Genomic DNA, 10,582 nt, shown 5'->3' with positions numbered 1-10,582 from the left:
CCGGACAACTGGTCGTGCTGGCAAGCGGCTATGCCGAGGATGACGACGCCCTGCCGATCCGCACCGAGGCGCGGCTGGTCGCGGGCACTCTGCGCGCCGGGGAAAGCGTTGATTATGCGCTTGGTGCCGAACGCAAGGGGTATCTCGTTCCCGCGACCGGTCGCATCCGGGTGAACGGGGTCGAAGCCGATGCCCGCGACGGCATCGCCATTGCCGAGGTTGAAACGATCACCATCACCGCGATCGAGGAAGCCGAAGTCGTCCTCGTCGATACGCTCTGAATCTTGCCATCCAGTTCGAGGAGACCTGCCATGATTGCTCCTGATGCACCTGTCGACAAAGTGATCCTGCCGCCGCTGCGCGATCTGGGCGACGGGTTTTCGGTGCGCCGGGCCTTGCCCAGTCCGGGGCGGCGCATGGTCGGTCCCTTCATCTTCTTCGACGAGATGGGACCGGCGGTGCTGACCGGCGAACATGCGCTCGATGTCCGGCCGCATCCCCATATCGGTCTGGCGACGGTTACCTACCTCATCGAAGGGGAAATCCTGCACCGGGATTCGCTCGGCAGCCTGCAACCCATTCGTCCGGGCGAAGTGAACTGGATGACGGCGGGCAGCGGCATCGTCCATTCCGAACGCACGCCGGTCGAGGCGCGGGGCAAGGATGCCTTGCTGCACGGCTTGCAGATCTGGGTCGCCCTGCCGACGCAGCATGAGGAAGCTGCGCCGACATTCCGTCATTATGGTGCCGGGGCCATTCCGGTCGGTGAAGAGGCGGGGGCGCGGATCACGCTGATTTCGGGGGAAGCGGACGGGTTGAAGTCCCCGGTCGAGACCTTTTCGGACATGATCTATGCCGATCTCGTCCTCGCACCGGGGGCACGTTATGCCTTTTCGGCCGAGCATGTCGAACGCGCGGTCTATGTCGTTTCAGGCACCTTGCGTGTCGCCGGACAGGACGGGCAGTTCGAACAGGGGCAGCTTGTCCTGCTCAAGCCCGGAACGCAGGTCGTTCTTTCCAGCGAACAGGGCGCGCGACTGATGCTGGTCGGGGGCGAGCCGTTGCCTGAAAAACGCTATATCTACTGGAACTTCGTGTCCTCTCGCCCGGATCGGATCGAACAGGCCAAGGACGACTGGCGCAACGATCGTTTTGCGCGGGTTCCGGGCGAGCATGAATTCATTCCGCTGCCTGCCGAGGTTCCGGGAGCGAAGCTGGTATAAGGCCGCGCGCCGTCTGAGCGAAACGACCTGCAATGAGTTTATCTCATTGCAGGTCCGGATAAGAGTAATTCGTATCCACCGGGTGATTGCGGAGGGATATTCGTCTTGGGTTTTAAGCCGTCATGGGCCATAGCCCGGCGCGCATCCCCGGCGTTCCCGACGCATTCGGGCACGCTTCCTGCCTCATGACGCAAGGATGACTGCCTTGGCAAATTCGGACCCGAAGAAGCTCGACCCTCGCGGGCGCAAGGTCAAGATACTGGCAACGGTCGGACCGGCCAGCAGTTCCCCGGAAATGCTGGAAAAGCTCTTTCGCGCAGGGGCCGATGCCTTTCGCGTCAACATGAGCCACGGCGAACAGGCCATGCATGCCCAGACGATCGCGGCGATCCGCGCGCTGGAGGCCAAGGTCAAGCACCCGATCACGATCCTGTGCGACTTGCAGGGGCCCAAGCTGCGCGTCGGCACCTTCAAGGGCGATCGCGCGGTCATTCGCCATTCGGGGCATTTCACGCTCGACCGCAATCCCGAGCCGGGTGATGAAACCCGCGTCTGCCTGCCGCATCCCGAATTGTTCGGCATCCTGCAAAAGGGGCAGCGGCTGTTGATCGACGACGGCAAGCTGCGCCTGCGCGTGATCCGCGCCGACGCAAACGAAATCCTCTGTTCGGCCGAAGTCGGCGGGGTCATTTCCAACCGCAAGGGCGTCAACATTCCCGATGCGGTGGTGCCGGTCCCGGCGCTGACCGACAAGGATCGTCGCGACCTTGCCTTCGCGGTGGAACAGGGCGCCGACTGGATCGCGCTGTCCTTCGTGCAGCGGCCTGAAGATCTTGCCGAGGCACGGCGCCTGATCGGCGGGCGTGCGGCGCTGATGGCCAAGATCGAAAAGCCTGCCGCGATCGGGCGGCTGGGCGAGATCATCGAATTGTCCGACGGGATCATGGTCGCGCGCGGCGATCTGGGGGTCGAGCTCAATCCCGAGGAAGTCCCGCCGCTGCAGAAGCGGATCGTTGCCATGGCCCGTCGTCAGGGCAAGCCGGTCGTCGTCGCGACGCAGATGCTCGAATCGATGATCGAGGCGCCGACGCCGACGCGCGCGGAAGTTTCCGACGTTGCCAACGCGGTCTACGACGGCGCCGATGCCGTCATGCTCTCGGCCGAAACTGCTGCCGGTGCCTGGCCCGAAGAAGCAGTGACGATCATGAACCGCATCGCCGCCCAGGTCGAAGCGGACAATGCCTATAACGCGCGCATCCATTTCATCGAGACGCCGCCCGATCCGACGACCGCCGATGCTCTGGCCGGGGCCTGCGCCTCGATCGCGGCGACGCTGCCGATTGCGGGGATCGTGGTCTTTACCGGATCGGGGTCGACCGCGCGTCGGGTCGCGCGCGAACGGCCGGGCGTTCCCATGCTGGTCCTGACACCCACGCTCAAGACGGCGCGTCGCGTCGGCCTGCTGTGGGGGGCTCATGCCGTCAACACCAAGGACATCGGCAGCTTCGAGGAAATGATCGCCAAGGGCAAGCGCATGGCGCTGCGCCACGGTTTCGGGTCGCCGGGGTCGAAGCTGATCATGCTGGCCGGGGTTCCCTTCGGCACGCCCGGTTCGACCAACCTGCTCCATGTGGTCACTCTGGCCGGTGACGAACTGGCTCGCCATGCCGAGCAGGGTGGAGTGGACTGATCAGGCTCGCGAAAGGGCGAGTTTGGCGCCGAACCCGATGAAGACCACGCCACAAAGGCGGTCGAGCCCCCGGCTCACCGCCGGGCGGGCAAGCATCGGGGCAAGGCGGGCGGCAAAGACGATCATCACCGCAAACCACAGCAATGAGACCAGCACATGGGCGGCGGCGAGGACAAGGCCCGCCATGGCCATGCCGGGGCCCTGCGGCAGGAATTGCGGCAACAGCGTCAGATAGAACACGCCGACTTTGGGATTGAGCAGGTTGGTGAGGAAACCGCGTCGGAAAGCAATCAGGGCGCCGGTGCGACGGGCCGGTTCGACCGCCGGGCCCTGCGATGTCTTTCCCCCGCGCAGCAGGGCCATGCCGATCCAGGCAAGGTAAAGCGCGCCCGCAGCTTTCAGCCAGGCAAAGGCGAGCGGGCTTGCGACCAGGACGGCTCCGAGCCCGAGCGCGACGAGCAGTCCCCATCCCATGCAGCCAAGGCCAACGCCCAGCGCCGCAAAGGCCGCTGCGCGCGCACCTGCCAATCCGGCAGTGCGCAGGACCAGCAGGGTATCGGCCCCCGGCGTGATCGACAGCAGGGCCGCGACCGGCAGGAACGCCAGCACGGAGGCAAGGAGAGGGGGCGCCGCCGTCATGGCCGTGAGGTCGTTCAGCCTTCGCGGCGCCCGAACAGTGCGCTGCCGACGCGCACGTGCGTGGCGCCGAGCATGACGGCGGTCTCGAAATCCTCGCTCATGCCCATCGACAGCCCCGACAACCCGTGATCGGCCGCGAGCTTACCCAGCAACGCGAAGAACGGCGCCGCCTCGATCCCCGCGGGTGGAACGCACATCAGCCCCTGAACCGGCAAGTCCGCCGCGCGGGCCTGCGTCAGCAGGGCGGGAAGATCGGCAATCGCGCAGCCGCCCTTCTGTTCTTCCTCGCCGATGTTCACTTGCACGAACAGCGGCACGCGGCGGCCGACCTTGTCCATGGCATGGGCAAGCGCGGTCAGGAGCGAGGGACGGTCGAGCGAATGGATGCAGTCGAACAGACGCACCGCCGCTTCGGCCTTGTTCGATTGCAACTGGCCGACCAGATGCAGTTTGCAGTCGGGATAGGCCTCGATCAGCGCCGGCCACTTGTCCTGCGCTTCCTGAACCCGGTTTTCGCCGAACACCCGCTGACCTTCTGCAATCAACGGCAGGATCGCGGACGCAGGCTTGGTCTTGCTGATCGCGACGAGCGTGACGTCTTCGCCCTTGCGCCCGGCGATTTTTGCGGCGTGATCGATACGCGCACGGATCGCGGCAAGGGGGGAGAGATCGTCGTAGCCGGTCGGCTGGTCGGCGGGAGTATGGCTGGCAGGAGTCATGCCCGGTGCTATAGCGCGCGCATGGCAAAGTGCCACCCTGTCTCCCGATCCCGCCGCCTGCGGGCGCCGCGCGTCGTCCTCTTGAGCGATGCGCGCAACGATGCCGTGCTCGATCGCGCGCTGGCCCGGCTTCCGGCGGGAAGCGCGCTGGTCTTTCGCCATTATCACCTCGACCCGGCGGCGCGGGCGAAACGGATGAAGGGGCTCGCTCGGCTGGCGCGCCTCTACGGCGTGGCGTTCGTTCTGTCCGGGGTTGGCTATGGTCCGGCCCGCCACCTTTCCCGATGGGGCAAGGGCGCAGGCGGGCTGCGTCTGGCAACGGCGCACGACATGGGGGAACTGGCCGGGGCGGCAAGGGCCAGGGTCGATGCCGTGCTGCTGTCGCCGGTCTTTCCGACGCGCTCGCATCCCGGAGCGAAAGGACTGGGTCCGCTGCGCTTTGCCCTGATGGCGCGGCAATGCCCCTTGCCGGTTCTGGCGCTTGGCGGCATGGACAGGCGGCGCGCGGAACGGCTCCGGGCCTATGGCTTTGCCGCCATCGACGGGCTCTCGCGATAATCCGAACCGAAATCGGTGGATGCACGACTCGACGGAATCCCTTGGATTCTTGACGGTCGCGCGGCCTCTGGCGCATGATGGACACGGATGTGGGGATGACAGGGCCCCGCTTTTACCTGAAGGAATCGAGCATGGCATCGCGGGCAGTATCATCGGCATCGGGCGGGCGTTCCGGCCGGTCCGACTGGCGCGCGATCCTGCGCCGCAGTTTCCGGCGCAGTGCCGAGCTGATCGGCGGTGCGGGCCTGTTCGGGGTGATGGTGTTCCTCGCGCTCGCACTGTTCAGCTATACCGAGACCGATCCCTCGGGCTCGACCGCGTCGGGAAGTCCGGTCGAGAACTGGATGGGATTGCCCGGTGCATGGGCGTCCGAGCGGGTGCTGATGCTGTTCGGCCTGCCCGGTGCGCTGATCCTGCCGCTGCTGTTCGTCTATGCTCGCCGTTTGTGGGACGGGGCCGGGGACCTGATCGAAATCACCGAGGATGACGAGGAACTGCCCGAGCTGCCCGCGTGGTGGCGACTGGGGCTCCTGCTGACGGTGGCGATCGTCCTGCTCGATGTGGCGGTGGCGCTGGGCTATGCGCCGCAGGGTGGGCGTCTTCCGGCCGGGATGGGCGGTCTTTTCGGCCTGCTCGGCGCGGCGGGCGTGCATTGGGGCGCGCATTATGCCGGGGCGGTCGAGACTTGGGTGGCGCTGGCGGTTGCCGGGATTCTCGGGCTCGCGGGGCTGTTCCTGGCGGGCCGCGTCTTTGCGCTCGACTGGTGGCGTTTGATCACCCTCCCCAATTTCTTCCGCCGCAATACGGTTGAGGACGAAGGCGAGGACGATGTCGAGGATGCTCTCGCTCCGGCGCGGGCCAAGCGGCAGAAGGCCGGAGAAAGCGGCGTCATCATTGCTGACGCTCTCGAGAGCGCGGATGTCGACGAGGCGGGAACCCCGGCCGGAGACAATGCCGCGGCCGGATCGCGTCGCCAGACCGAGATCACCGATCCCACGCGTTCGCCTGCGCCTGCGACAACCAATACCAAGGCGCGACAGGGCGACCTTTTCGACAAGTTCGAATTGCCCTCGATCGAGATATTGGAGGAAGCGCCGCCCGCTTCGGCGCCCAAGATCGACAAGCTCGCGCTCGAACGGAACGCGCGCCTGCTCGAAAACGTGCTCGACGACTTCAAGGTGAAGGGCGAAGTGACCGCCGTGCGGACCGGCCCGGTCGTCACGATGTACGAACTCGAACCCGCACCGGGCACCAAGGCGAGCCGCGTGATCGGGCTGGCCGACGACATTGCCCGCAACATGAGCGCGGTCTCTGCGCGCGTCTCATCGATCCCGGGCCGCACGGTCATGGGGATCGAACTGCCCAACGTCACGCGCGAGATGGTCAGTTTCCGCGAACTGGTTGGGTGCGACCGCTTCGTCAATGCCAAGGGGCTGTTGCCGATCATTCTGGGCAAGGACATCACCGGCGAACCGGTGGTGGCCGATCTTGCCACCATGCCGCACTTGCTGGTCGCCGGGACGACCGGGTCGGGCAAGTCGGTGGGGCTCAACTGCATCCTCCTTTCGCTGCTCTATCGTCTGACGCCGCAGCAGTGCCGGATGATTCTGGTCGATCCCAAGGTGCTCGAACTCAAGAGCTATGACGACATTCCGCACCTCCTCTCGCCGGTGGTGACCGAGCCGGCCAAGGCGGTCCGCGCGCTCAAGTGGGCGGTCGAGGAAATGGAGCGGCGTTATCGCATGATGAGCTCGATCGGGGTGCGCAACCTCTCGGGCTTCAACGAAAAAGTTCGCGCCGCCGCGTCCAAGGGCAAGCCGCTCGGCCGCCGCATCCAGGTCGGTTTCGATCCTGATACCGGCGAGGAAATCTACGAGGAACAGCAGCTCGATTATCAGGTCCTGCCGCAGATCGTGGTCATCGTCGACGAACTCGCCGACCTCATGGTCACGGTGGGCAAGGAAATCGAAGTGCTGATCCAGCGTCTGTCGCAAAAGAGCCGTGCGGCGGGCATTCACCTGATCATGGCGACGCAGCGTCCCTCGGTCGACGTCATCACCGGCGTCATCAAGGCGAACCTGCCGACCCGTATCAGCTTTGCCGTGACCAGCCGCATCGACTCGCGCACGATCCTTGGCGAACAGGGGGCCGAACAGCTGCTGGGCAAGGGCGACATGCTCTACAAACCCAGCACCGATCCGATCAAGCGCGTCCACGGCCCCTTCGTCTCGGACGAGGAAGTCGAACGCGTGGCCGATCACTGGCGCGGTCAGGGCTCGCCCGAATATGTCGATTCGGTCACCGAGGAACCGGCCGAGGGCAGCTTCGGGTTCGACGATCTCGACGCCACCGCTTCGGACAATCCCGAAGAGCGCAAGTATCGGCAGGTCTGCCAGCTCGTGTTCGAAAGTCAGAAGGCTTCGGCGAGCTGGATCCAGCGCCAGATGGGCGTCGGCTACAATACCGCGTCCAAGTGGATCGAGCGGATGGAAGCCGATGGACTGGTCGGTCCGGCCAACCATGTCGGACGCCGCGAGATCTATCGCGACAAGGACGGGAACCCTCTCTGACCCGGCGCTTTTCATGCGCCCTTAACCTTGTCCTGTGCCCGCCGTCCTGTTGTCATGACCGGCGGGCCGGATTCCTCCATCCCGTGAACACGACCCGTCGGTCACATGTGGAGCAATGGAGGCGTTTGGCCATGGAGTCCCTGACAAAGTGCTGGTTTACCCGCGAACACCTCCCGGATCGCGTACGTCGCCATGAAAGCGATGGTTCGCTCCACAGCACCTGTCGTTATTGCCGACGTCCGGTGGTGACCTGGGATCGGCGGAACTGGTCGCTGGCCAATGGTATCGATGTTTCGCGGCTGGCTGAAATGGCGGGCGGACGCGTGCTGACGCTGATCGATACGCTGAGCGATTATGTGGTGCGCCGCTTCACGGTCGCTCATCTGGCCAGCGAGGAAGAGGTCGAGGCCTACAAGCTCGACTTGCGGGCCCAATACCGCGTCGATGAACCCGACAGCGCTCTTGAATTGCGCGACAGCGCGCCGCCGCGCGTCCGTCGCGGGGGCAAGATGCAGCGTGTCGCGGCAACGATGCGTTTGCCCGCCGCTCTTCCGGGCGCGGCCTGACGTCCTTTACTGACCTGTAATGAGAAGGACCTCATTGCAGGTTGGTATTACGGCAGGAAGGGCGCCGCCACTTCAGCCGGAACCCGCATCAGGCGTCCGCTTGCCCGGTCGAGCAAGGCCCAGGTGGTGCGGGACGCGACCAGCAACTTGCCCGCCGCATCGCGAAATTCGGTGCAGCGGTTAAACCGGGCACCGGTCGGCTTTTCCGGAATGAATGTTTCGGCATGGGCCATGTCGCCCTCGCGGATATTGCTGCGATAATCGATTTCGTGCCGGGTCACGACCCAGGCATAGGCCGCGACGTGGTCGGGCAAGGCATCGTGTTCCCAATGCGCGACGGCGATCCGCTCCATCCAGCGGACCCAGACCGCATTGTTGACATGGCCGAGTTCATCGATGTCCTCGGCCGTCGCGGAAAAGGTCATGGCAAAGCGGTTCGCCATTGTCGGCATTGTCCTTTTTGCGGTCAGGCAGCGTCGAGACCCAGTTGCCACAGGATGAAGGCGAATTCCTCCGCCGTTTCCTTGAGGCTTTCGAACCGGCCCGACTTGCCGCCGTGCCCGGCACCCATATTGGTCTTGAGAACCAGTTCGTTGCCGTCGGTTTTCAGCTCGCGCAGCTTTGCCACCCATTTGGCCGGTTCCCAATAGGTCACGCGCGGGTCGTTGAGCCCGGCTGTCACCATCAGCGGCGGATAGGCCTGCGCGCGCACCTGATCGTAAGGCGAATAGGAACGGATCAGGGCAAAAGCCTGCGCATCCTCGATCGGGTTGCCCCATTCGGGCCACTCGCCCGGGGTCAGCGGCAAGGTCTCGTCGAGCATGGTGTTGAGCACGTCAACGAAGGGGACATGCGCGACGACCGCGCCCCAGAGGTCGGGATCGGTATTGATGACCGCGCCCATGAGTTCGCCACCGGCCGAGCCCCCGGCAATCGCGATCCGGCCCGGTGCCGTCAGGCCGCGTTCGACAAGGCCGCGCGCGACATCGACGAAATCGTTGAACGTGTTGGTGCGCTTGTCGAGCTTGCCGTCCTTGTACCAGCGGCGGCCAAGATCGTCTCCGCCCCGGATATGGGCGATCGCAAAGGCCATGCCGCGATCGACGAGGCTGAGCCGTGCCGTCGAAAAACCCGGGCCGATGGCAATGCCATAGGCGCCATAGCCATAGAGATAGAGCGGCCCGTCGCCGGTACGGTCCTTGCGCATCATGATCGAGACCGGGATCGCGGTGCCGTCACGAGCCGGGATTTCCAGCCGCTGCGTCACATAGAGCGAGGCGTCGTAGCCCGAGGGGATTTCCTGCACCTTGAGCAGTTCGAGCCGCTTGTCGGTAACGTGATAGTCATAGACGGTCGCCGGGCTGACCATCGATTCATACGTCAGCCGCAGCCGGTCGGTCACCCATTCCGGATTGTCGGCAAGGGCCGCTTCGTAGCTTTCCTCGGGGAAGGCGATCGCCTCGATCCGGGCGGGATCGTCGTAATAGCGCACTTCGATGCGATCGAGTCCGCGCACGCGACCTTCGATGACATAGAAATCGCGGAAGAGGTCGAACCCGGTCAGGTAAAAGGCATCGCTGCCCTCGATCAGCGTCGTCCATTGCGCGGGCGAGGACAATGCGGCCGTCGCGAGGCGGAAATTCTCGTGCGTGTCGTTGGTGTGGATATAGAGCACCGGCTCGCTGCCGTCGCCACGGTCGAGCACATCGACGTCGTATTCGATTCCCGTCTCGCGCGCGCGGACCAGGATCGGCGTGGCGGTCGGATCGGCGGCGGGGACGAGATGGACTTCGCTCGTTTCATGGTCGCCGGTCGCGATGACCAGCCAGCGCTCGCTGGCCGAGAGACCGACGCCGACGCGAAAGCCTTCGTCCGCTTCGTGGAACAGCACCGTGTCCTCTTCGAGCGGAGTGCCGATGCGATGGACGAGCAGGGTGTCGGTGCGCCACTGTCCGTTGACGCGGGCATAGACGAGGGCGCTGTCATCGCTTGTCCAGACAAGGCCGGACAGGGTGTCGGGGATGACGTCGGGCAGGATCTCTCCGGTTGCGATCACCTTGATCCGCGCGGTGAAGCGTTCCGAACCGTTGTCGTCGATCGACCATGCCAGCCGCTTGCCGTCGTTCGAGACCGACAGCGCGCCGAGGCGGAAATAGTCCTTTCCTTCGGCAAGGGCGGTTTCATCGAGAACGAGTTCGTCCGCGCCGCCTTCGACCGGGCGGCGCCACCACTTCTTGTATTCGGCCCCTTCCTCGTATTCGACCCAATAGAGATAGGCTCCGTCCTTTTGCGGAACCGAGCGGTCGGCTTCCTTGATGCGCCCGCGCATTTCGGTGAACAGCTTGTCCATCAACGGCTGGCGGTCGCCCATGCGCGCGGCGAACCAGGCGTTTTCGGCTTCGAGATAGCCGAGCACGTCGGGGTCGGTGACTTCGGGATAACCCGGGTCGCGCAACCATGCGTAATCGTCCTCTACCGTCACGCCATGGTGGGTGAAGCTGGAGGCCCGCTTGTCCGCACGGGGCGGGGCGGAGATGGCAGCGGCGGGTTGGGGGGTGGTCTTGGCCATGTCCCGCATCTATGGTGTGCGCATTGACCCCGCAAGACGGGGCATCAT

The 10,582-nt window shown here is 65.0% G+C and carries 10 protein-coding genes; 6 read left to right on the top strand and 4 right to left on the bottom strand.

Features of this window, described 5'->3' with window-relative positions; all coding sequences use genetic code 11:
- The 3 genes from Y88_RS16105 to pyk form a co-directional block, all read left to right on the top strand.
- A partial coding sequence (locus Y88_RS16105) for a pirin family protein (RefSeq protein ID WP_040702622.1) occupies positions 1-281 on the top strand: 281 nt, incomplete at its 5' end.
- Between the two features lie 30 nt (positions 282-311).
- Entirely contained in the window at positions 312-1,223 is a 912-nt protein-coding gene (locus Y88_RS16100; RefSeq protein ID WP_008071130.1) for a pirin family protein, read from the top strand.
- A 196-nt stretch (positions 1,224-1,419) separates the two neighbouring features.
- Positions 1,420-2,913: a pyruvate kinase gene (gene pyk / locus Y88_RS16095; RefSeq protein ID WP_008071128.1), complete on the top strand. Its 1,494-nt coding sequence runs from the start codon at positions 1,420-1,422 to the stop codon at positions 2,911-2,913.
- Here pyk and Y88_RS16090 read toward each other — a convergent pair whose 3' ends face one another.
- Complete coding sequence (locus tag Y88_RS16090; protein WP_018075872.1) at positions 2,914-3,552, bottom strand: LysE family translocator; 639 nt, start codon at positions 3,550-3,552, stop codon at positions 2,914-2,916.
- 14 nt (positions 3,553-3,566) lie between these two features.
- A complete protein-coding gene (locus Y88_RS16085) occupies positions 3,567-4,271 on the bottom strand; it encodes a YggS family pyridoxal phosphate-dependent enzyme (RefSeq protein WP_008071125.1) in 705 nt (234 codons plus the stop codon).
- 21 nt (positions 4,272-4,292) lie between these two features.
- Between Y88_RS16085 and Y88_RS16080 the strand changes: the two genes are divergently transcribed.
- The 3 genes from Y88_RS16080 (at position 4,293) to Y88_RS16070 (ending at position 7,965) form a co-directional block, all read left to right on the top strand.
- A complete protein-coding gene (locus Y88_RS16080; RefSeq protein WP_232281115.1) occupies positions 4,293-4,829 on the top strand; it encodes a thiamine phosphate synthase in 537 nt (178 codons plus the stop codon).
- A gap of 131 nt (positions 4,830-4,960) precedes the next feature.
- The gene (locus Y88_RS16075; RefSeq protein WP_008071120.1) at positions 4,961-7,399 is read left to right on the top strand and encodes an FtsK/SpoIIIE family DNA translocase; all 2,439 of its coding nucleotides are present in this window, start codon (positions 4,961-4,963) and stop codon (positions 7,397-7,399) included.
- Positions 7,400-7,530: 131 nt separating this feature from the next.
- On the top strand, positions 7,531-7,965 hold the full coding sequence (locus Y88_RS16070; RefSeq protein WP_232281114.1) for a hypothetical protein: 435 nt from the start codon (positions 7,531-7,533) through the stop codon (positions 7,963-7,965).
- Between the two features lie 47 nt (positions 7,966-8,012).
- Here the strand turns inward: Y88_RS16070 and Y88_RS16065 are convergent, their stop codons facing one another.
- Together Y88_RS16065 and Y88_RS16060 are read right to left on the bottom strand one after the other, a co-directional pair.
- Positions 8,013-8,408, bottom strand: a complete 396-nt coding sequence (locus Y88_RS16065) for an acyl-CoA thioesterase (RefSeq protein WP_008071116.1) — start codon at positions 8,406-8,408, stop codon at positions 8,013-8,015.
- A 23-nt stretch (positions 8,409-8,431) separates the two neighbouring features.
- Positions 8,432-10,543, bottom strand: a complete 2,112-nt coding sequence (locus Y88_RS16060; protein ID WP_008071114.1) for a S9 family peptidase — start codon at positions 10,541-10,543, stop codon at positions 8,432-8,434.
- Positions 10,544-10,582 lie beyond the last annotated feature (39 nt).

This window comes from Novosphingobium nitrogenifigens DSM 19370 (assembly GCF_000192575.1).
Taxonomy (GTDB): Bacteria; Pseudomonadota; Alphaproteobacteria; order Sphingomonadales; family Sphingomonadaceae; genus Novosphingobium; species Novosphingobium nitrogenifigens.
This window is presented reverse-complemented; position numbering and strand designations above follow the sequence as displayed.

Excerpts from the sequence above, each read along its gene's own strand:
- Y88_RS16100 (WP_008071130.1), top strand. The coding sequence starts at position 312 with ATGATTGCTCCTGATGCACCTGTCGACAAAGTGATCCTGCCGCCGCTG.
- pyk (WP_008071128.1), top strand. The coding sequence starts at position 1,420 with ATGACTGCCTTGGCAAATTCGGACCCGAAGAAGCTCGACCCTCGCGGG.
- Y88_RS16090 (WP_018075872.1), bottom strand. The coding sequence starts at position 3,552 with ATGACGGCGGCGCCCCCTCTCCTTGCCTCCGTGCTGGCGTTCCTGCCG.
- Y88_RS16085 (WP_008071125.1), bottom strand. The coding sequence starts at position 4,271 with ATGACTCCTGCCAGCCATACTCCCGCCGACCAGCCGACCGGCTACGAC.
- Y88_RS16080 (WP_232281115.1), top strand. The coding sequence starts at position 4,293 with ATGGCAAAGTGCCACCCTGTCTCCCGATCCCGCCGCCTGCGGGCGCCG.
- Y88_RS16075 (WP_008071120.1), top strand. The coding sequence starts at position 4,961 with ATGGCATCGCGGGCAGTATCATCGGCATCGGGCGGGCGTTCCGGCCGG.
- Y88_RS16070 (WP_232281114.1), top strand. The coding sequence starts at position 7,531 with ATGGAGTCCCTGACAAAGTGCTGGTTTACCCGCGAACACCTCCCGGAT.
- Y88_RS16065 (WP_008071116.1), bottom strand. The coding sequence starts at position 8,408 with ATGGCGAACCGCTTTGCCATGACCTTTTCCGCGACGGCCGAGGACATC.
- Y88_RS16060 (WP_008071114.1), bottom strand. The coding sequence starts at position 10,543 with ATGCGGGACATGGCCAAGACCACCCCCCAACCCGCCGCTGCCATCTCC.